Below are 23,310 nucleotides of genomic sequence, written 5' to 3'. Positions count from 1 at the left end.
GGTTCCACCTCTTATCCGATAAATTTGAAAACCCTGACGTAGACATAGACATCAGGGCTGCAGTTGAATTCAGTTTTTTCTATATTTTTACTTTAAAAACAGCTTTTCTCACCTTTTCATTTCCATTAACCATCATTCCAGCCATATGAGCATCGTGCGGGTAGCAAATGATAAAATCACCTTTTTCAAGTATTACCTTGGATTGCAGGCTGCCTTCCCAAAAAGAAATATCATCCTGCTCATTGTAATCCTCTTTGATGTTCAATCGATCCAAATGCTCATACCCGATGCATTCATTTCCCTCTACGATGACTTGGATGTCGATATATTTTTTGTGTGTTTCCCATACACGTTCCTCTACACTTTTGGTTTCATATTCTACTAGATTGAAGAAAAGTTCTTCTCCATCCATTTCATAGAAGCCTGGCTCCAACTGTTCAAGGTTCGTGTTTTGGATATATTCAAAGGCTTTATCGAATTTCTCATTGAGCCCTTTGTAAAAACTAACATTACGAATATGATCAACGATCATGATGATTGCTCCTTTTTGTTCATAGTTTCTTTTTGTAGTGTAAAGGTATTATCCTAATACAGGCTCCTCCACAAACTTTACAATTCCTTTATGGTCATGTAATTCCAATACGACAATTTCGTTTTCTCCCTTTTGCAAAAACGGAGCTGGGACATAGAGGGTTTGCTGTGGTCCGATTTCCCAGTAACGGCCGAGATTATGTCCATTTACAAAGACAACCCCTTTTGTCCACCCGGACATATCGATGAACGTATCGGCCGCTTCATCAATATTCAAGGTACCACGGTGAAGATAAGGATGATTCTCTTTTGCCTCATCATTGGTGAACGTTAAGGAACTCAAATCCTTTAGCGGTAAAGGATACACAGTCCAATCAAACAAAAATTGGTTGCCTGCTCGTACACCTTCAGTAATTCCTTTAAAATCTTTCAGGAATGGACCATAGTTTACACGTCCCATATTTTCAACTACAATCTGCAGTTTTGTTTCTTCCTCAGTGATATCAACCTCAATACTTGAACGGCCGCCAATTCGCTCAACTAAACCAGCATATTCACCATTCAAATAAATCTGACCGCGGTCATGAACATCTTGAACGGTTAGCGTCTGCTTGCCGTAAGCTCCTTTTATCACCGTTTCATAAACGATAAACCCATAACCCTGCCCATACTCCTCCATCGTTAAAGGCGTTCGGCTCTCTAGTGGACTTGAAAGTTGATTCAATGAATCTAGTAGAGCAGCACGCTCCGCAAAATAGACTTCACCATATTGTTTTTTTGGTGTCACTGGAGGTAAGTTCATTTCAGGCAAATCAACGTATTTTTCAAACGTCTTTCTCACCGCAAAGAATTTTTCCGTCACATCACCGGATTCTGTCAACAAGCCATCATAGTCATAGCTAGTAATCGTCGGCTGATAAACTTCCTCATTATGGTTTGCTCCATTATAGAAACCAAAATTCGTCCCGCCGTGGGCCATATAAAAATTGACAGAACCATTTTGCTGCAAAATACTTTCCAATGTTTCGATGACACTTTCAGAGGATCGAGTGTGGTGCTCTTCACCCCAATGGTCGAACCACCCATGCCAAAACTCCATACACATCAGCGGGGCCTCCGGCTGAAACTGCTTTAACTGTTCAAATGCACCTTCTGCTCGTGAGCCAAAATTGACCGTTTCAAATACTCCATCAATCATCCCGCCATGTAACATACTCGGTGCTGGGCCATCCGAAGTGAAGATAAGCTCGTCTCCAATCCGTTTTTGGATACTGTCCCGCATATATTGCAAATACTTTTGATCATTTCCATAACTTCCGTACTCATTCTCAACCTGAATGGCAATAATCGGACCGCCATTGGAACGCAGCAATGGCTGCAATCGGTCAAATAATACATCGAAAAACGCGTCTACTTTTTCTAAATACGGTTGATTGTAGCAGCGTAATTGGATATTCGGTACGGTCATGAGCCAATAAGGAAAGCCGCCGAATTCCCACTCGGCACAAATATAAGGGCCAGGTCGGACAATGACATGAAGACCTACTTTTTCTGCTGTTTTAATGAAGGTTTCAATATCAGCGATGCCTTCAAAAACAAATTGGCCTTCCTCAGGCTCATGTAAATTCCACGCTACATAGGTTTCTACCGTATTAAATCCGCATTCTCTTAATTTTGTTAAACGGTCTTCCCAGTATTCTGGTACTGTCCTGAAATAATGCATCGCACCGCTTAATAGGCGAGTTTCTTTGCCATCCAATAAGAATGAGTTTTGATTATAAGTTAATGCTGACATACTGCACCTTCTTTCTTAATTTTTTCATTAATCTGTTCCCTCTTTTGAAGGTACCACTCTTGGTCTTGAGGATATTGTTCAAAGGTTATTTCATCATTCAACCCTTCTTGCAAAAGCTCTAAGACTTGCTCTCTGCCAACAAAGCTTTCCAGCAATTGAAGCGCTCTTAAATCTTGCAGAGCTTCATGTAAAACCTCAAGTCTTATCGATTCAATCGGACCATCTTCACCGGGATAAACGAGAAAAGCATCTCCGGAAGGGAATGAATAATTGGCATCCGTATTTTTAAAGGGATCAATCGCCTTTTTCGAGTATTGTGAATACCAAAAATTATATCCCCAGTGAAGAAAGCCAGCGATTTTGTATTTATATAATTGGATACCTAGAACCCGATTGCGGAACGATGGCATCGAGAAAAACCGGTTTGCGACCTTTTTATATTGGGCACAACAATAGTAGGTCCAAAGATTTTCTACTCCATTCTCCAAAAAAGCATTGATATGGTCATTGGAGGGAATCGGATTTTTGACAATGCCTTTTTCATAGAATGTATAGTCTGAAAGCGCGTCAATAACTGGAAAATCTTTTAAATATTCTTGGAGGATCAAACTAGCATTTTTGTAAGACTCCACCTGGGTCAGATGCGGCTCATCCGAAACATGGAAAAAACATTGATCTTCTAAATTATTTTGGTTAATAAATTCGAGCAAACTAGGAAGAAACTGTCGAAGAAAATCTCGATATTTTAGACTCGCTGCATCCGTTTCCCAGCCAAATAATTGTTTCAATTCTTCATTTTCATAACCAACTATTTTCGGTGCATGCTTTGCTCCCCATTGGGTAAAAAGATGAGAAAACTCAAAATACCTGATTCCTTGCTTTCTGCCTAAATCAATCCATCTTTTTAGCTTTTCGAATTGGAAAAGGTACCTGTCACCTGATTTTTCTACATCAACAAGCTGCACAGTCGGCCGTTCTCCCCCAACCTCGGTATCTAAAGGAGGTGTAAAGATTGGTGTGAGTATCATATTCATTCCATGCTTTGCTGCAGTTCCAACAAATTGCTCAATTCTTTTCCAATGCTCCTCACTAAAGACCTCTGCCTTGTAATGAGTAGCCAGGCAATCCGTATGGAACCATTCTGTATGTATTAATGTTTGCTCGGGCAGTTCGGCAGCAATAACCTCTAATTCGAAAACCTCCTTACCAAGGCATTCCCCGTTTTCCTTTTCAAAGATGACTTCAATCGGATGTTTGCCTGGGTTCACGTCTCCCTGAGGATCGACAGTTATCCAAATTGCACGCCACTGTTCTGGAAAGGCTATTAAACCTTCAATATCATGAATCGGATAAAGGGGATCAGGAAATAATCCCGGTGTAGATTTAAGGATGAGATCATCATGATCGTGGTAACATGGTAATTCCGATGGGACAAGCCCTACGGAACGGACTGTGATCTTCTCATTAAAACCAGAATTTACATGCACTCGAATATTTTTTAATAGTGTTCTAGATTTATAGGCAATCTGGAAAGAGTACGATTCATTGATAAGCGCTGAACCTTTGTTCATAGGCTTGTCTTTCAGTTCTTGATCAGCAAAAACCTTTGTTAAAGAGCTTAAACTCTTTGTTAAAAATCCCTGTTCCACCAACATTTTTTCACCCTCTCAATCTATATAACCAAAATTATAACACCGCCAATTGTCGTGCCAACCCAACAACTTTATTTACAGTTGCTCAGTTAAACTCAGCTGTTGATGGAGCGAAAAACCTTCACTTTCCGCTCCAAACAGCAGGGGGATTAAACTTGCTTTAACAAAGCCAATAAGTGTAAAGATTCATGTAAACATTATTTTATAGTAAATGAATATTGATAGGTTTGATCGGAAAATAATGTGAATTCAGGATGTGTTTTTGCATTCCAAGAATCATCTCCACCGACACCCATTTGCTTATGATTTACACGTAAATACGTTTTTGTTCTTTCAGGCAATTGATACGCATGGCCTGCATCCTGCAATTCTGTTGCAGAGTAGGCACTGGCATTGATTTCGAGTAATGAATCACTCGTAACGTGGAGCTTCACTCCCGCACCATTGTCAATTTCAAACGAACGTACATGGGTTTTATTTCCGTGTTCCTGCGGTTTTAAATAAGGTATGAATTCATTTTCTACTGTTGATACGTAGCGGCCAATTTTCGCCCCTTTTTCACGGTCCCAATAATTTTCATGAGGACCTTTTCCGTACCAAGAAATATTCTCGAACGTTTTGACGAATGGAAGGATCATCCCGATCTCAGGAATTTCAGGTAAAGATTCACCAGGAACAAGTTCATATGCCACACGGATTTCTCCATCTCCAGTGATTTCATATTGAATCGTACATGTTGATATAGGTGAGGTTTGTAATTGTAGAACCGTTTCTATTTGAACCGTTTTATCCGCTTCCGTTACTTTCATTTGTTGCAAAGCTGCTGTCCCGCCTGCATGTTCCCAGATTCCTGCACGTTCACCTAATTTATTCCCACGGTCATTATCGGTTAACGCCCGCCAGAAATTTGGTACAACCGGCCCTGCTAAAACTTCTACACCTTGTTTGATAAATGAAGTAATGAACCCAGATGTTTTACTTACCGTTATGGAGAATTCCTCTCCCTCCACTTTCACTTGCTCATTTGTTTCCTCAATGTTCTTCAAGCTCAGACCTGGTGCTGGCTGAACATAGATTCGATTGTTTAGGACAAATTGATCAAAAGCAATTTCATAACCCTTTTCGGCCCAGAGACTATCTTTCATCGTGTGGAAGCTGATGGTTAAAATATATTCATTACCTTCCATTACATAGTTTGCTAGCACATCTTTAAGGTCAATCGTTACAGATGATAATGGCTTACAGGAAACGCTAATGCTGTCACTTGCTATTTCTTCCCCATCATTCAGCATTGTCCATCTTGCTTCATATTCATTAACATCGGTAAATAAATTCTTGTTGATGACGGTAAATCGATCATTCTCCAATCGGACATCAATTGGTTGATAGCATTTTTTCACTTCATAAATTTTCGGTGTTAACGTCCCATCTGCAAATAACAGACCATTACCACAGAAGTTACCATCATGTGGTGATTCACCAAAATCACCGCCATAGGCTAAATACGTTACACCTGATTCCGTTGTCGTTTGAATGGATTGATCTTTAAAATCCCAGATAAACCCGCCTTGTAAAATCGGATACCTATTGAATAAATCCGTATATTGGTAGAGATTCCCTACAGAATTGCCCATTGCATGAGCATATTCACATACAATATAAGGCTTGGCTGGAACTTCACTCTGTTCTGCATTCAAGGCATATTCTTCCAACCTTGAAGGATGCTCGTACATCGTGCTTTCAATTTCTGAAGCATCACTTGACGCACGATAATGGAACACCCCTTCATAGTGAACAAGACGTGTTGGATCTTCTTTCTTAATATGATCCTTCATTTTAATAAAGTTGGTTCCGCCAAACGATTCATTTCCAAGCGACCAGATTACGATAGAAGGATGATTTTTATCACGATGCAGCATCGAATGGCAGCGATCGATTACATTCGCCGTCCACTCTTCCCTATCTCCTGGAACGGTATCAAGCAATTCCTTTTGGCCATAACTCCAGGAACCGTGCGTTTCTAAGTTTGCTTCATCGATTACATATAAACCATATTGATCACATAATTCATACCAATAAGGATGGTTCGGATAATGGGAAGTTCTTACGGCATTAATATTATGCTTTTTCATTGCGAGTACATCTTGAATCATATCTTCTTTCGTTATAGAACGGCCTCTAAGATGTGAAAACTCGTGGCGGTTGACTCCATTAAACAGAATCCTTTTTCCATTCACTAGCATTAGGCTGTCTTTAATTTCGATTTTTCGGAAACCAACTTTACAGCTTTGCGCTTCCATGATATTGCCATCGGAGTTTTTAACTGTAATAACAAAGGTATAGAGCGTTGGCTTCTCTGCACTCCATAAGGATGGAGCTTCCATTTGTTTTGCGAAAGACAAAGCGCTTTCTTCTTCATTTTGCAAATAATTTTCAGCAATCCGTTCACTAAATACTTCACGGCCATTTTGGTCAAATAAATGTGCTTCGATGGAAACTGGCTCATCGAAAAGACTAGCATAATTAGAAACTTTCATGTTTACAAGAAGCTCGGCATCCTTAAAGTCAGCATCTAAACTCGTTTGCACAAAATAATCAGAAATGTGGAGCACAGGTGTGGAATATAAATATACATCCCTGAAGATTCCACTTAAACGCCAAAAATCCTGGTCTTCTAACCAGCTTGCATCACTCCAGCGATAGACCTCAACAGCAAGCTTATTCTTTCCTTCTATTAAATAGGGAGAAATGTCAAACTCACTCGCAGTAAAACTATCTTCACCATATCCAACGAGGTCACCATTTACCCATACGTAAAAAGCGGACTCCACTCCTGCGAAATGAAGATATACAGGCTGTTTCTCCCACTCTTTTGGAATATCAAAATAGGTAATGTATTGACCAACAGGATTGTATTTCGTTGGTGCAAATGGAGGTTTTAATTCTTCTTGATTTTCCCATGGGTATCGAACATTCGTATATTGCGGATAATCATATCCTTGGAATTGCCAATGAGAAGGTACTTGAATCGGTTGCATCTCACTTTCATCGAAACCATCTTTATAAAAATCTTTATTCCTGCCAGCAGGATTCTTTGAAAATAAAAACTTCCATTCACCATTCAATAATTTGCAGAATGGTGACTCCACACGGTCTACTGTTAATGCATCTTCTACTGACAAAAACGGCATGCTAGTCGCATGGGCAGGCAAACGATTTAATTGAAAAATTTCAGGATTGTTATTCCACTCTGGATAACCATTACTTGGTGGTGTATAAACATACTTTTCTTTTGCTTTTAACATAGGTGCTTTCCTCCTTACTCAGTCAAACTCTCTCGTTGAGAATTCAAAAAGTGGTAAACCGCGCCAATCATTCCGGCATGATTGGATAGATTAGCAAGAACAATTTCCGAATTTTTATTAAAGGAAGGTAACAAATATTTTTCGACTTCCTCTTTTACTTCCTGCAAAAACTTCGCTCCCCGAGCCGTAATGCCGCCGCCTATGATGACTTTTTCCGGGTTAAAAATATAAATAAGATTCGAGATGCCCATCGCTAAATAACGGAAAAACTGTCTGACAGCCATCTGAATCTCCTCATCACCTTGGTCATATAAATCAAAAATTTCTTTTCCAGTCCATTGACGTTCTTCTTTATAGTGATTGGCAAACTGAATTAAACCTGAAACGGAGGCATTTTTTTCAAAGGGGTCTCCGTCAACGAGCATATAGCCCCATTCCCCTGCACTGAATGAATGCCCTGAATACATTTTTCCATCAATCACAATCGCTCCGCCGATTCCTGTCCCCACGGTCAACGCAATGAAATTGCTTGAGCCGTGATCACCAAGCCACATCTCACCAAGGGCTGCACAGTCTACATCGTTTCTCACTTCGACTGGAAGTCCGAGGGCCTCACTGACAAGCTTCTTGATTTCGACACCCGTATAATGCGGAATTGTATCACCGGCAGCTACAATTGTTCCCGTATGGAAATTAACTTGTCCGGCTGTGCTAATAGCAATTCCGCTGAGGGAATAGTCCGCCACAATGCTTTTACCTGCTGCAATTACTTTATCGATGATCGCCCGGCCGCCGAGATGGGCTTCTGTATCCATCATAAAGTGCGAAAGAATATCCCCTTTTTCGGTCACAATCCCATATTTAATTTGTGTTCCTCCGATATCAAAGGCCAGATAGTGCTTCATTCTTAACGAATTCCCTCCGCAAAAGCTTTTGTGATTAATTGCGGTCTTGAAATTGCTCCTCCTACTACTATCGACCAAGCACCTAATTCCAGCATTCTGCGTGCTTGCTCTGGTGTTTGGATGCGGCCTTCTGCAATAACAGGGATTGGTAATCGCTGGGAAAGCTGTTCAACTAGTTCAAAATCTGGATCATCTTGTTTTGGACTGTCATTCGTATAGCCGGAAAGGGTCGTAGAGACCATATCTACACCGCATTCTAGCGCATATTCGGCGTCCCTAATGGTTGCAATATCCGCCATTACTAACGCATTACTATGTTCATGAATATAGTCGACTAAATCCTTTAAGTTTTCCCCATTTGGACGCTTGCGATAAGTGGCATCTAGCGCAATGACATCAGCCTCTACTGCCAATAGTTCCTTTACCTCTTTAAGGGTTGCCGTGATAAAAACCTCACTGTCTGGATAATCACGCTTGACTAATCCAATGACTGGAAGTCCTGTTTGGCGTTTAATCGCAGCAACATCAACTGCAGAATTGCTTCGAATGACCTTTGCACCGCCTTCCTTAGCTGCCTGAGCCATTTTCGCCATGATTTCAGATCCGTGAAGCGGCTCATGTTCAAGCGCTTGGCAAGATACAATTAAATCTTTGTGTATAGTCGTGAAAAAAGGATGATTGTTCATATGGTGATCTCCTTGTAACTTTTTATTTTTAATGCATTTTGTCCTTCATAAAAGCTTATGAAGGACAATTTTAATAAGAGAAGTAATAAACTATTAATATACTTTTTCTACTTCATTTGTATAGGTGTTGATTAATGCTTGGATAGTATCATTTAATTCAGCCAGGGATGCATGGTCTTGTTGAGTTACAGGTAATAATGGAAGTCTTGGAGAACCTGTTTCAATATTTCTTAGTGATAAAATGTACTTACAAGCACCGTATAAAGATGGATAGCTTAATAGCTTTTTAATCACGCTATTGATTTCAAATTGTAATTTCTGAGCTTTTTCGAGTTTCTGAGCACGATACAATTTTTCTAATGAACAGAATAGTTCCGGCATAACACCGTATGTTCCACCAATACCGCCATCAGCGCCCATAATGCGTCCGCCTAAGAATTGCTCATCTGGTCCGTTATAAACGAGAAACTCTTTTCCAGCATTCGCTTTGAATTGCTGTAAGTCAAAAACACTTTCTCCAGACATCTTAATTCCAATTACCTTTTCTTGAGCAGCCATTTTTTGGAATAGTGGTTGAGTTAAATTGAATCCTGTTGTCTGTGGAATATTGTAAATAATAAATGGCAATGAGCTGCTGTCAATCATTTCCTGCCAATGCTTTTCAACCGATTGCTCGGACAAACGGTAATAGATTGCTGGAACGGCTGAGATCGCATGGGCGCCGCATTTTTCTGCATGAATCGCAAGCTCTTTGCTTTCTCTTGTAGAGTTTGCACCGACATGGACGATAATAGTTAGCTCACGGCCAACCTCCTCTGTAACAGCTTCTACTACTTTCTTTCTTTCTTCCGCTGTTTGCAGGATTCCTTCACCAGAGCTGCCTCCGACATATAAACCTGTTATTCCGCTATTTACATAGGAACGGGCAAGCTTTTTCACTCGTTCCTCACAAACTTCGCCTGCCTCATCATAGGCAGAATACATTGCAACAAATATACCTTTAAATTGGTCTAAATCCCAAGCTTTCATGTTGGTATCCCCTTTTTTGTTAGTAAATAGTAAACTAGTATTTTTGCATTTCCGGATAAATTTTAGCGCAAGTTTTTATACCATGCTATTATTAATCTTCTCTAATTTTGCGACCTTTTGTTCTAGTCTCGTAAAGGCCGATTTCGCCATCCACATTAGTCCAAAAGCCAGTACACTGAAACTAAAGAACGGAATAAGTGCTGGAACCAGAACCATCACCATGCAGAAGCCTGCAATAAGCGCCGCCATACTTAGACAATGAAATGGATTTGAAATAGCAATGATCAGTGCATATTTAACAACATTAATTAGTTTGATGTCAAAATGAACATAGACTGGAATCATAAGCAGGGCTGTCATCAAATAAAGGATACCTGCAATCCACACGACAATGAGTAATACAAGATCGATCGTTCCCTCTCCACCTTTGAACAGCTGGAAATAATAATAAAGACTACAGCCCGTTAACGTGGTAACCCATCCTAGTAGGTTGGTCTTTAGAAAGCCTTTACGGTACAGATCCCAGAACGTTCGAAAAATCGGGAACTCCGTTTGTTTATTAAGCCATTTTCGGCAAATCGCAAACATCGAAAAGGTTGCTGGGAATATGCCTCCAATAACCAGACCCACAAGAGTGAATAATATCCATATTAATTGAAGGACAAAGAACCTCATTATCCATTCCATGATTGTATTTAACTTCTCCATGTAGCCAGCATGAAACATATTCCCACCTCATTTTAGATTAAAGTTAACTAGGTATTTCTTTCTTACTGATGATTGCTGCGTGCGCTTCGATCAACTGTTGAAAACGATCGGCGATGATTTTATCACCTGCTCCATTTGGATGCAGCCCATCAGGCAAATATTTTTCAAACTCTTCTCCAAACATTTCAAGTCCATCTATATAATAGATGTTTTGTTCACCATGTCGCTTTAGCATATCAATGACTTGAACAATTTCAGTTCTCACTTTTTCCAGTGACAACCCAACTTCATTTTCGCTTTTTTCTCTCTCCCTGTGAAAAATAGGAGAAATCACCACAAGTGGCACATTCTTGTGTACATCACGAATCGTTTGGATAAATCCAATTAATGCAGGCGAAAAAGTTCTTTCCGATAATGTATTTCCACCCACGATATTGATTCCTGCACATATCGAAATAAAATCAGCCGGCATATCCCGAATCATTCTAGCTACCATCGGCTCTAAGTGGCAATTTCCGCTATATCCAAGAGATGTAAGATTAAAATCCATCTTATTAGCAGCCAGCGCCGGCCACGTCTGCGATGGACTATCTGAATAATAGCAATGAGTGATAGAACTTCCATACGTGATCCAGCGTAAACGGGAATCTTCGACTAATTCCCACTCTGCTCCTTCATCAATCCAAATTCCTGAAATCGGGACAGGCAATCTCTGGGATAAATAGATTTCAATCAACTTTGATTGACCAGGAAGGGAATCAAATGAAACCATTGTTTCCCCTGCTGAAAGGTAGGCTGTTTTTACTAGAGTACCGTCAATCAAACAATCCATCTCCATGAATTCCGTTGCTTCTGCAATTTCAATCTTTATGGATTGGGTATTGCTTCGAAGTTTAATCCGAACACCTGCCGGCAGCTCCGCTTGGCCGCTAATGCCGTTTGGTGGATAAAACTCCTTTATGTCAAAAGGGATTCTCCAAGGTTTCATATACTCTTTCGTTTTTTCCAAGGAAACAGCTCCATGAAATAACTTTTCAGATAATGGTACCTGCTGCAAGTTCATTCCTCCAATTGTACCGAACTATGACTTCAACCAATCGAGCGAAAACTTAGCAAACTGAATGTCCATGTTATTCCAATCAGAGTAATCATAAACCCGTTCATACAGGACACCGATTTCACCATTTTTAAGGACCGTTAAGCAAGAATAACCGTAGTAGCCTTCCTCAACTACTTTGCTGTACGGCCATGTTTTACCGCCATCTTCACTCAAGCGAACAGTTCCTTTTACTCTTGTTTTTTCATCCGCTGGATTAGAGAATAGAACCCGTACTTTTCCGTCTCCTAAATCTGGATATAGGACAACGCTAGATTGACAGATTGGATCGATCAATTCCATGTCAAACGTGACTTCACCCCATGTTTCGCCGCCATCCGTGCTTGTTGTAACAGCAGTTCTTTGCAGCCCATAGTGGTTTCTCAAATAATATTTCAACTCACCTGTTGGTAATTGAATGACTTGGGACTCTGTCAAATATTGTTTTCCTTCTGAAATAGTTTCGGCTGAGAGAGTCTCACCATCCAGCTCTCTTCCGTCATTTGGAGATTCGCCGCGCTGCCAAGTAACACCATGGTCATCGCTATAAATACAAGCACAAGATAGAGCTCCTGCTTCATTTGAAAAATAGATTGGGAACACTAATCGACCTTTCTTTTCTCCGTGCTTCAATTGAATACCGCAGCCAGGACCAGATCCAATAAACTTCATCCATTCTTCCTTAACCGATAAATTCAATTCTCTTGGTTTCGACCAAGTAAGTCCGTCGTCTTCACTCTGAATGATTTGGATAAAACATGTTCTTGCTTCTAGTAAACTTTCATTCTGGTCAATTCCCTTTTTAAAATAAATATTTCCATTAGCTTGACCATCATTGAAAACATAACCTTTTTCGTCAACTGTATAACTCGTTACATTGTTTTCTGAATCATACACTTTTCCTGATTGGGATAAAAAGTAAACATTTCCTTCGTTATCAAATAATTTTCTGCGTCCATCTGCATCGAAACCAATTCCTGGTTCACTGTTCCACAGTCCGACTCCACCTGGTGAATGGCAATAGATCATGAAAATTGTTCCTGTTTCTTCATCCTGTAACAATGATGTATCAATGGCAGCAGCTCCATCTAAACCTTCACCCGCAAAGGCCACTAGCTTTTGGACTGGTCCCCACGTTACACCATGGTCTTCACTGCGTCGGATGGAAGCATCAATTTGGTTTGGATTGTCTGTTTGATCGACAATTCTGGCATCTATTCCTGCAATAACCGTTCCCTTCGTTGTCGTTATCATCGATGGGATTCGATAAGCCTTTGAACCCGCAAGATTTGGATAAAAAATTGCTTCTGCTTGAATCGTTGACATATTTATTCCCTCCTAATCATGTAATTCCAAATAAATGTGGGTACCATAGCACCCACATTTATTTTTTTATTTATTGCTTCATTAAATCAGATACCTTTGGTGCTTTTTCCAACTCAGCAAGGATTTCTTGTCCGCCATTATTTTTCCAATTCTCAACGTAAGAATCCCATTCTTTGTCGATATCAACTTCGCCAACGATCGCTTTCATTCTAAATTCAGCTACAATTGTATCAAGTTGTCCTTTATAACGTTTTTCGAGTTCCTTAATATTTGTTTCGTTAAATAAATCCCATTTATATGGACGAATCATCATTTTTTCTTTTACATCTTCACGGGCATATAATTCATTTTTCACCTTCATTGTATATTCAGATTGGAACCAGCCTACTCTTTCTTTATCATACGTACGGAAGTTATAAGCCCAGAAGCCTGAGTTTCCTTCTTGCTCTGCAAATTCAGGACGTATTTTCAGAGCTGACTTTTCTGGTTCCCCTTCCCAGTCAGAGTGCACGCCAACCTCTCCATATAATGTCCATCTTGCATCATTATCGAAGTTAATATAATCAAAGATTTGTAGAATTCTCGCCAATTCTTCATCCGTTACATCTTTCGAAACATAGAAGGCATCTGCTAAATTTCCAACTGGAATAAATGCTCCTTCACCTTGTTGTCCATCCTTGCCAATTTCCGGTGCTGTCGCAAGTAATTTTGCAGTAGAATCTGGATTTTCAACGATGTTTTGCGGTGCACGTCCTTTTGCCCAGTCATCCATTGCAATATAAGAAGGCTGTGCTACATAGTATCCGACTTTGCCTTGCTTGTATTTTTCCCAGCTCTTTTTATCATCAAGAGTAGTAAATTCAGGGTCAATTAAGCCCATGTCATACCATTTTGCCATTTGTTTTAAGAATGCTTTATAGTTTTGTGAAATCTCCGTTGAAACCAACTTTCCATCTTCCATTAAGTTAAACGTAGGAGCAATTCCGAATGAACCCATTAATGTATGTGCCCAGTTCGTATTATTATTCCATGGTGAAATTCCGTACGTATCATCCTTGCCATTTCCATCAGGATCGTCAAACGTAAAGGCTTTCAAAATCTCTTCCATTTCTTGAATTGTGTAAGCACCATCAGTATAGTAGATTTTTTCACGACCGCCGCTTGGACCTACTTGCTTGATTTCACCTGGTGGCTTAATTCCTAATTTCTCCATCCAGTCAAGACGGAATGTTGGCCCCCAAACTAAACCATCGACATGCGCATATTGGCCAATTAATGCTACATATTCATTTTCTGTTCCTTTTTTAAGGTTCATCTTATCCCCAGAAGGATTTTCAGATAGCATCTTCATATATAGAGGTGCATATTTTTCAAGCATTTCTTTTGGAATCGTTCTTGTTAAGCCAGAATCGTATAATTCTTGGGCCGTCTTACCGCCTGCCGTAAAAGCAAATGTATCAGGAAGATCCCCGGATGCAACCATTAAGTTGACTTGGTCAGCATTCCAAGTATCCGTTTTCGTATTTTCAATTTTGACATTAAATTGCTCTTCTAATTTCTTTTGCACATAGTTTCCATCTTCAACCTTTCCTCTTGTCACAGATCCTGAAAGATTCAATGTTAACTGATCCTTGAAATCTCCGGCATCAGGTAAGCTTTCTACAGAAACTTTTTTCTCTTCTTTACTTGCTTCCTTACTGGCACATGCAGATGTGAAAAGAAGTGCGCCGGAAACAGCTGCTAAGGAAAGTGTTTTTGCAAACTTTTTCATTAATAATTCCTCCTATTATCCTTTTAATGAACCAATCATAATTCCTTTAATAAAGTATTTCTGTACAAACGGATAGATTAATACGATTGGGCCAATCGAAATCATAACTGTTGCTGCACGCACGTTGCTCAGTAGCAATTCTGAACTTGCCATACCGCCGCCGCCGACTTGGGCATTTTGGTTATTGGAAAGATCCATTGCCGTCAACATGTCTCTTACAACAATTTGTAATACTGTTTTTGCATCATCTTGAATATATACCAAGGCATGGAACCATTCATTCCAGTGGTAAACCGCTGCCCAAAGTGCTACGGTTGCAATAACAGGCTTGGATACCGGAATAATAATCTTTGTCAAGATTATAAAATAATTCGCTCCATCAATCAGTGCAGATTCTTCAAGACCCTTATCAATGGTCATAAAGTAGTTACGCATGATGATAATAAAGAATACATTGACTGCTGAAGGTAGAATCAATGCTAGGCTATTGTCGATTAATCCTAGATTTTTAATTAATAAGTAATCTGGAATCATACCGCCTGAGAAGAACATCGCAATCAAGAAAAAGATTGTAAAAACATTTCGATATGGCAGATCCTTTTTTGAAAGCGGGTACGCTGCCAGTATCGTAAAAGTCACAATTAAAAATGTTCCGGCAACAGTACGTATGATTGTATTTAAATAAGCAATCCCGATGTTATCGTTTGAAAACATATATTTATAGGCATCTGTAATCCATTGATCAGGCCATAAATTCACCCCAAGACTTGATGCTGATTCAGCACTAGAGAACGATAAAACGATTGTTTGCCAAAAAGGGTATATTACAAGAATAGAAAATAGTACGAACCCCGTAATATTAAGAATATTAAACAGTGAGATTTTTTTACGAGCTTTTAGTTCCATTTTATATCCTCCTTTCTACCATATTCCATGTTCGCTTTTTCTTCGAATAATAGCGTTTGCAGTAAGTATCAGCGTAATTCCGACTACGTTTTTAAATAGTCCTACTGCTGTTGCATAATCAAACTGGAATTGCTCCAAACCGCTTCGATACACATACGTATCAATTATGTCAGCAACTTCATATACTAATGGATTGTACAAGTTAAGAATCTGGTCGAACCCTGCGTTCAATACACTTCCAAGTCGAAGAATAAACATGATGATGACCATTGGCATAATCGATGGAAGTGTGACATGGATCATTTTGTGGAATCTGCCTGCTCCGTCAATTTCAGCTGCTTCGTACAATCCTGGATCAATGGAGGAAATTGTTGCCAAATAGATGATGGCTCCCCAACCAAGCTCTTTCCACATATCGGTCAAAATTAATATTGGAATGAAGGATGATTTATCTGACATGAAATTAATAGGGTCTCCACCAAACAGGGTAATAACATAGTTAACAATTCCTCTTTGCGGTGAAAACACTTCAATGACCATTGCCGATAAAATAACCCAGGACATGAAATGTGGTAAATAGGAGATTGACTGACTCACCTTTTTAAATTTCTCACTTTTAATTTCATTTAATAGAATTGCAAAAATAATCGGTGCCGGGAATACAATGATAATTTTTAATAAACTGATGAACACTGTATTTTGAAATGCTCTTAAAAATAAGAAATCACTGAACAGCCTTTTAAAGTGTTCAAAATTATTCCACGGACTATCCATAATACCTAAGCCTGGTGAAAAGTTTTTAAAGGCAATTATTACCCCATACATTGGGATATAATTAAAAACAAATAACATCGCCATCGGAATGAGCATCATCAAGTAAAGCGATTTCATTTTTTTCACACGGATCCATTTTTCACTTACTTGTCGCTGAGGTTTTGTCTTAACTCTCTCTAATGTTGTTTGCATTATATTTCCTCCCTTCTTTATTGAAAAACATTTGAAAACGTTTCCTGTTATTAGAATAATATAATTTCTAAATTAATAGTTTTAAATTCTTTAGGAAAAGTAACACTATTTTAAGGAGAGTGAAAGCGCTTTTAACAATGACTGGAACCAGATAAGTAAAAAAAAGTAGAAGCGCATGAATTTTTCATGCGCTTCTCAACGTGGATCTAGTTATTTATTACTTTAATAAATCGGAAACCTTTGGAGCCTTTTCTAACTCAGCCAGGGTTTCTTTTCCGCCGTTATTCATCCAGTTTTCAACGTATTTATCCCATTCTTTGTCGATGTCAACTTCGCCGACAATCGCTTTCATTCTAAATTCAGCGACAATGGTATCCATTTGACCTTTGTAACGCTTTTCAAGTTCCTTAATTTTAGTTTCGTTCAATATATCCCATTTATAAGGGCGAATCAGCATTTTTTCTTTTACATCTTCACGAGCATAGAACTCGCTTTTTAATTTATTTGTATATTCAGATTGGAACCACTGTACCCGCTCTTTATCATAAGTACGGAAGTTGTAAGCCCAGAATCCTGAATTCCCTTCTTCCTTTGCAAATTCCGGACGTACTTTAAGGGCTGATTTTTCAGGTGTTCCTTCCCAATCAGAATGCTTACCAACTTCACCATATAATGTCCATCTTGCCTCATTATCAAAGTTAATATAATCAAAGATTTGAAGGATTCTCGCTAATTCTTCATCCGTTACATGCTTTGAAACATAGTATGCATCAGATAAATTTACAACCGGAAGGTATGCTCCTACACCCTGCTGTCCATCTTTGCCAATTTCCGGTGCAGTTGCAAGTAATTTAGCAGTAGAATCCGGACTTTCAACAATGTTCTGCGGTGCACGGCCTTTAGCCCAATCATCCATCGCAATATAGGAAGGCTGTGCAATATAATAGCCGATCTTTCCTTGCTTATATTTTTCCCAACTTTTATTATTGTCAAGAGTTGTAAATTCAGGGTCTATCAATCCCATCTTATACCATTTCGCCATTAATGTTAGGAATTCTTTATATTTTTCAGATATCTCGGTAACAACCAATTTATCTTTTTCCATAAAGTTATAACCAGGATGTAATCCAAATGCCCCCATTAAAGAAGCTGACCAGTGGATTTGATTGTGATAAGGCGAGATTCCATACGTATCGTCCTTACCATTTCCATCCGGATCATCGAAAGTAAAGGCTTTCAAAATTTCTTCTAATTCTTCAAGCGTATAGGCAGCTTCTGTAAAATAGATTTTTTCACGGCCGCCGCTTGGACCAACTTGCTTGATTTCTCCTGGAGGATCAATACCTAATTTTTCCATCCAATCTAGTCGGAGTGTCGGCCCCCAAGCTACACCATCAACATGGTCGTATTGGCCAATTAATTGTAAGTACTCATTATCAGTTCCCTGTTTTAAGTTCATGATTGGCCCTGGTGGATTTTCAGATAGCATTTTCATATATCGAGGTGCATATTTTTCAAGCATCTCTTTCGGAATCGTTCTAGTTAAACCAGAATCAAATAATTCTTGTGCTGATTTTCCGCCTGCTGTAAAACCAAATGTATCAGGAAGATCACCGGATGCAACCATTAAGTTTACTTGGTCAGTATTCCACGTATCCGTTTTCGTATTAATAATTTTGACATTAAATTGTTCTTCTAATCTCTTTTGAACATAGTTGCCATCTTCCGCCTTTCCTCTTGTGAAAGACCCTGAAAGATTAAGTTCAACCTCTTTAGAAAAATCACCAGCTTTAGGCAAGCTTCCTACTTCAACTTTTTCTGCTTCTTTACTAGCTTCCTTATTCGAACATGCCCCTGTAAAAATTAGTGCACTTGAAACAGCCGCTAATGAAAGTGCTCTCAAACCTTTTTTCAATTTTTCTCCCCCTTAACCAATTAGTGTTCACTTTTTCTTTACATATTTGCGCTCGCACTGATGATTAAACCAACTAGGTGAAAATATCCTCCTCTTTTTTTGTTAATTGAAAACGATTTCTATTTTTAGAATAGTGTAATTTCCTTCAAGAAAGTTATACTTTCTTAAGATTTATTAGTACTATTTTAAGTTCATTTAATTTTTTTAATGTAAATTAAAACTATTTAAAGCTTTTTTATTTCTTAAAAACACAAAAATAGAGGCTGCCCTAAAGGAAAAGTTCCCCTTAGAGTAAACCTCTAAAACATTAGAATTATATAGGAGCAGGAAGGACAATCGTAACTTTTGTGCCCTCACCTAATACACTTTCTATACTAAGCCCATATTTTTCCCCGTAATGAAGCCGTATTCTCCCGTTTACATTGTAAATACCGGCTTTATCCAGCGAAGACGAAGCTAATTGAGTTTTTATGATTGAGAGTTCTTCTTCTCCTATCCCCACTGCATTATCCTCTACAACGATATGAATTTCATCCTCTTTCAGCTTGCACGAAATATGGATGGTTACCATGTCCTTGGTTTTCCTTGCACCATGGTGAATGGCATTTTCAATGACAGGCTGTATAATCAGCTTAACCGTTGTATGATTCAATACATTTTCATCTACATCCCAAATGCATTCAAAATTTTCAAACCGGTAGGACATAATTTTGACATAGTTTTTCGTATACGTAAGCTCATCACGCAGTGTGATCATAAATTGTTCACGATTCGTGATAAAACGGAAAAATCTGCTTAACGACGCAATCATCTCAGTCGCTCTATCCGTCTCATTGGCTTCGACGAGATAAATCAAATTATCGAGCGTATTATATAAAAAGTGAGGATTAATTTGCGACTGCAGTGCATTAAGCTGGAGCTCGCGTTTTTCATATTTTAATTGAATCCGTTCTTGATTTGTTATGATCGTCTCATGAATCAATTCCTCTATTCTTTCCATCATTTGATTAAAGTTCTTCGTCAGAGAGTCAACCTCTTCTATTCCAGACAATCGTTCAACTACATCATGATGAGAACCCTTTAAATCAAAGGTTTGAACCAGCTCGTTCAACTGTCCAATCGGCCTGTGCATCCGTCTCGAAATCCAATAGGCAAAAACAAGTAACAATAGGACGATGAAAAAGAACAGATAGAGGTCACTGATAAACAATTGATTGACCTGCTTTTGAACAGTAGAATTATTATATCTTGAAATAAATTCCCAGTTTAGACCTGTAATTTCTGTACTGTAAGCATGAACATTAGAGCTTTCATCTTGCAGCATTTCCTCTTTACTATCAAAAACTTGGCCAATTTTAAGAGGATTCGGATGGGAAAGAATCATGTTCCTTTTATCTGCGAGCATCATTTCAAGACCCGTTTTTTGCCAATCAGAATAATACGTTTCCAACTGATTATTTTCAATATCAACGGTAATAAAGCCAATAATTTTTGAAAATTCTACTGGAGAAAAAATCGGCATTCCAATCACAATGGTAACATTATCAAAGCGATCCCTCTCTAGTGCATAACTAATCTTCCTGCCTGAACTTGTTAAGGTACTCATAAATTCTGAAGCTAGTTTATTCTGCTGAATATCCATGTTTGTATACAAAATCTTTCCAGACTCATCAAAAATTTTGATATTTTGCCTTCTTAATTCGAGGAATTGCCTTCTATCTACTAATTCTTGTCCTATCTTTTCAGCATCATGTTCCATTAAGTGAAGCTGTATATTGTCATTATACGCAATTCGTGCCATCATGAGCTCTCGTTGGTTAATTTCGTTATTCATCAACCGAGCCATTTTTTCATGTACGGAATGATAGCTTTCCTGCATATCCCCCGAAACAAGATGGGAGGTTTGGCCGTAAAGAATACCAATAAAAATTATTAGTGGAAGCAAAACCGTTATCACAAAATAAAAAAAGAAGCGCTCCCGTAAACTTAGTTTCATGCCTGCCGTTTTGTTTTGCTGTACAAGACCGCTGTAATTCCTGCTTCCTTCATACTCCTTAACAGATTCGATTAATTGATACAGCGGTTGAATAACCTTTCGGCCAATCATTCTTGAAAAAACAATTGCAACCACAGCGGAACAAACGAATGTTATTACAATCATCTTCCACATTAGCCCAATTTGTTTATTATAAAAACCTAATGGATCTTCATAAATAAACTGAAAATTATAATAAGGGATAGTTGAATAATAGAATCCCTTATCTCCTCTCGATTGCAATAATTCCTTTTTACTTTGAGAATTAAGCTCTTCTGGTTTCTCCCCTTCTACTTGGTCTCCTTTAAAAAACAGCCTGCCGTTTTGATCATATAAGCGGATTTGGCCGGCATAAAAGAGAGAGTCATCAAGACTTTTTGGATTAATAAATACTAAAATGACTCCTTTATGAACCCCGTCTGGGGACATGATATTCGTTCCAAAAAACAAATGATTGTTTAAGTCATTGGAGTCAGATGCCTCCCATCCATTTTCCTCATTAATGGAAGGGAGTTCAATCTTTCTTTTTGCCTCGCCCTTGTTAATAAAGTAAAAATTATTTTCGACTTCTGTTTTTACCTTCATGCCATTCAAATTAAAATCTACATATTTTTGATCAGAACTGTATTGAGTTGTTGGTGTAATGATGAGGATATTTTCAATGAGATTATTATTCTGTCTGATTGAATTTAAATAATCCTCTAAACCCGCATGCTGGTAATATTTCCCTGATGAACTTAATTCTGACCCGCTCAATTCATCGATATAACGGATAACAATCTCATTCGTCTTTAGATTGTTTGTCGTATCATAGATATTATTAAACTCCGTTTGCAGTTCATGGGATATCTGTTCCATTCTTAACTCAATCGACGTTTCTTTCTTTTCTTCAATAAAGTTTTTTATTTTTATATAGTATAAACTGCTTAACAGCAAAAGAAAGACAAATACGGCGATTAACGAAAATTTTAATAAAAAGGTCTGGAACTGTTGCTTTTTAGCTTTTATCATGGTGTTCCTCCTGAGTTCTGACCTGGTTTACTGTTTTCTGAACGCTACAGGGGTAACACCTGTTTCATTTTTAAATACTTTGTTAAAATACGAATGACTTTGGAAACCGACCATATCGGAGATCACCTTTATTTTATAATCGGTATTTTTAAGAAGCAGCACCGCTTTTTCGATACGAATTTGATTGACATAATCGATAAAATTTTGTCCTGTTTCCTTTTTAAAAATCGCACTGAAATATGCTTGATGCAAGAATAATCGGTGTGAAATATCCTCAAGTGTAATCCGTTCCTGATAATTTTCCTTTACATATTCCTTGGCCATAAGAACATAACTGTTTACATCCTTTTTATCCTGATGGATCAAATCAAACGAAATCGTTTCCAACATTTGTGTCAGCCATCGCTTTAATTCCTTCAAAGAATCAATCTCGTAAATTCTGCCTAGTACATGCTGCTGGTCAATAGACGCAAGAGTAAGTCCCTTTTCTTTAAATCGGAACATAAGGATAATAATAAGTTCAGAACAGGAACTGCGTATTTCAGCAATCGGCAGACCTCCAATCCCTTTGTATGTGTCAAAAAAATGATTGACTAACTCCCCAAAGGCCATTTTCCCTTCCGATTTCATCGACTCCATCAGGTGATTTTCAATTTTGTTCACATGGTCTAACATGAAATTGGGAAGCTCTATTTGTTTCCCTTTATTACCATCAACAGTCAAATCCTCATGGAAGATTACCGTTTCATATTCACTAAAGTATTTATAGCTATAGGCGTAAACCGCCTCATTATAAGAACGGCAAATTTCTTGATACGTGGATGCTGGATTGCCAACACCAACAACAAAATTTTCCTGGTTTTTGAACAAGTCACCAAGGTTATCTCTTAGTGAATCAATGAACAAGTTAATTTTCGGCAAAAAGCTCTGTTTCGAAACAAGCTTAGAATTGGTACTTAACACAATCAGACTATTCCCGTAAAACAAAATGGAAACTTGATAACGATTCCAAAAATCCGCAGCAAGCTCCGTAATCTTCTGCCTGATTGAAAAAGTGGACACCTCTTTAAACAATCGATCAAAGGAAAAAATAGCGACTCTAAAGCTTTGTGTCTGCTGATTCCAGTAGTCTGCATACTGAGGCAGATTTTCACCTTTAATTAAATCCAAAAGCATCAATTCCTCGAATCGGTCTACTTCTTTCACTTTTTCATCTTCCCTTAATTCTTCTGCTAGTTTCGTAAAAACATTGAAAAAGTCATTTTTCATCAATGGCTTCAACAAATACCCCTTCACACCAGAGCGAATAGCATCTTGGGCATATCTAAAATCGTCATAAGCACTAAGAATGACCACTTTTATGTCAGAGTATGATGTTTGTATTTCTTTCGCCAGTTCCAATCCTGTCATCACAGGCATACGAACATCTGTCAAAACGGCATGTGGACGCTCCTGTTTAATGAGTTCCAATGCTTCAACGCCATTTTCTGCTATTCCAACTACTTCGAACCCTACTTCAGACCAAGGAAAAAAATGAGCCATTCGGTCACGGATGTTTTTCTCATCATCAACAATGATTACTTTGTACATATAAAGCCCCCCTTTTTCTTTTTAATATTTGGAGAAACGAATGTATTACTATTAGTTTATCAAAATTTAAAAATATCACAAAA

16 protein-coding genes are annotated in these 23,310 nt (G+C 38.4%); all 16 read right to left on the bottom strand.

All coding sequences use genetic code 11. From position 1 onward, the window contains the following. Positions 1 to 79 precede the first annotated feature (79 nt). Positions 80 to 532 carry a YhcH/YjgK/YiaL family protein gene (locus V7108_RS15585; protein ID WP_335568755.1) on the bottom strand — a complete coding sequence of 151 codons (453 nt, stop codon included), beginning with the start codon at positions 530 to 532 and terminating at the stop codon, positions 80 to 82. A 48-nt stretch (positions 533 to 580) separates the two neighbouring features. Then, positions 581 to 2,326: a glycoside hydrolase family 35 protein gene (locus V7108_RS15580; protein WP_335568754.1), complete on the bottom strand. Its 1,746-nt coding sequence runs from the start codon at positions 2,324 to 2,326 to the stop codon at positions 581 to 583. Beyond that, complete coding sequence (locus V7108_RS15575) at positions 2,314 to 3,981, bottom strand: DUF4091 domain-containing protein (RefSeq protein WP_335568753.1); 1,668 nt, start codon at positions 3,979 to 3,981, stop codon at positions 2,314 to 2,316. The genes V7108_RS15580 and V7108_RS15575 overlap by 13 nt, the downstream gene beginning before the upstream one ends. 194 nt (positions 3,982 to 4,175) lie before the next feature. Then, positions 4,176 to 7,283, bottom strand: coding sequence for a glycoside hydrolase family 2 TIM barrel-domain containing protein (locus V7108_RS15570; protein WP_335568752.1), 3,108 nt, complete (start codon positions 7,281 to 7,283; stop codon positions 4,176 to 4,178). Positions 7,284 to 7,297: 14 nt separating this feature from the next. After that, complete coding sequence (locus tag V7108_RS15565) at positions 7,298 to 8,188, bottom strand: ROK family protein (protein ID WP_335568751.1); 891 nt, start codon at positions 8,186 to 8,188, stop codon at positions 7,298 to 7,300. Between the two features lie 2 nt (positions 8,189 to 8,190). Beyond that, positions 8,191 to 8,874 carry an N-acetylmannosamine-6-phosphate 2-epimerase gene (locus tag V7108_RS15560; protein ID WP_335568750.1) on the bottom strand — a complete coding sequence of 228 codons (684 nt, stop codon included), beginning with the start codon at positions 8,872 to 8,874 and terminating at the stop codon, positions 8,191 to 8,193. Between the two features lie 93 nt (positions 8,875 to 8,967). Further along, complete coding sequence (locus V7108_RS15555) at positions 8,968 to 9,903, bottom strand: dihydrodipicolinate synthase family protein (protein WP_335568749.1); 936 nt, start codon at positions 9,901 to 9,903, stop codon at positions 8,968 to 8,970. Positions 9,904 to 9,978: 75 nt separating this feature from the next. Then, a complete protein-coding gene (locus V7108_RS15550; protein WP_335568748.1) occupies positions 9,979 to 10,629 on the bottom strand; it encodes a YesL family protein in 651 nt (216 codons plus the stop codon). A 25-nt stretch (positions 10,630 to 10,654) separates the two neighbouring features. After that, positions 10,655 to 11,668, bottom strand: coding sequence for an SGNH/GDSL hydrolase family protein (locus V7108_RS15545; RefSeq protein ID WP_335568747.1), 1,014 nt, complete (start codon positions 11,666 to 11,668; stop codon positions 10,655 to 10,657). Between the two features lie 24 nt (positions 11,669 to 11,692). Beyond that, on the bottom strand, positions 11,693 to 13,033 hold the full coding sequence (locus V7108_RS15540; protein ID WP_335568746.1) for a sialidase family protein: 1,341 nt from the start codon (positions 13,031 to 13,033) through the stop codon (positions 11,693 to 11,695). Positions 13,034 to 13,103: 70 nt separating this feature from the next. Then, entirely contained in the window at positions 13,104 to 14,804 is a 1,701-nt protein-coding gene (locus tag V7108_RS15535; protein ID WP_335514784.1) for an ABC transporter substrate-binding protein, read from the bottom strand. A 15-nt stretch (positions 14,805 to 14,819) separates the two neighbouring features. Then, entirely contained in the window at positions 14,820 to 15,710 is an 891-nt protein-coding gene (locus tag V7108_RS15530; protein WP_335514781.1) for a carbohydrate ABC transporter permease, read from the bottom strand. Between the two features lie 15 nt (positions 15,711 to 15,725). Then, on the bottom strand, positions 15,726 to 16,676 hold the full coding sequence (locus tag V7108_RS15525; RefSeq protein ID WP_335568745.1) for an ABC transporter permease: 951 nt from the start codon (positions 16,674 to 16,676) through the stop codon (positions 15,726 to 15,728). A gap of 217 nt (positions 16,677 to 16,893) precedes the next feature. Then, positions 16,894 to 18,591, bottom strand: coding sequence for an ABC transporter substrate-binding protein (locus V7108_RS15520; RefSeq protein ID WP_335568744.1), 1,698 nt, complete (start codon positions 18,589 to 18,591; stop codon positions 16,894 to 16,896). Positions 18,592 to 18,904: 313 nt separating this feature from the next. After that, on the bottom strand, positions 18,905 to 21,637 hold the full coding sequence (locus V7108_RS15515; protein WP_335568743.1) for a sensor histidine kinase: 2,733 nt from the start codon (positions 21,635 to 21,637) through the stop codon (positions 18,905 to 18,907). A gap of 27 nt (positions 21,638 to 21,664) precedes the next feature. Then, on the bottom strand, positions 21,665 to 23,227 hold the full coding sequence (locus V7108_RS15510; RefSeq protein WP_335568742.1) for a response regulator: 1,563 nt from the start codon (positions 23,225 to 23,227) through the stop codon (positions 21,665 to 21,667). Between the last annotated feature and the right edge of the window lie 83 nt (positions 23,228 to 23,310).

This window comes from Neobacillus vireti (assembly GCF_036962345.1).
In the GTDB taxonomy this organism is placed as follows: Bacteria; Bacillota; Bacilli; order Bacillales; family Cytobacillaceae; genus Neobacillus; species Neobacillus vireti_A.
The sequence above is the reverse complement of the archived record's forward strand: the minus strand, read 5'-3'. Positions and strand labels throughout refer to the sequence as shown.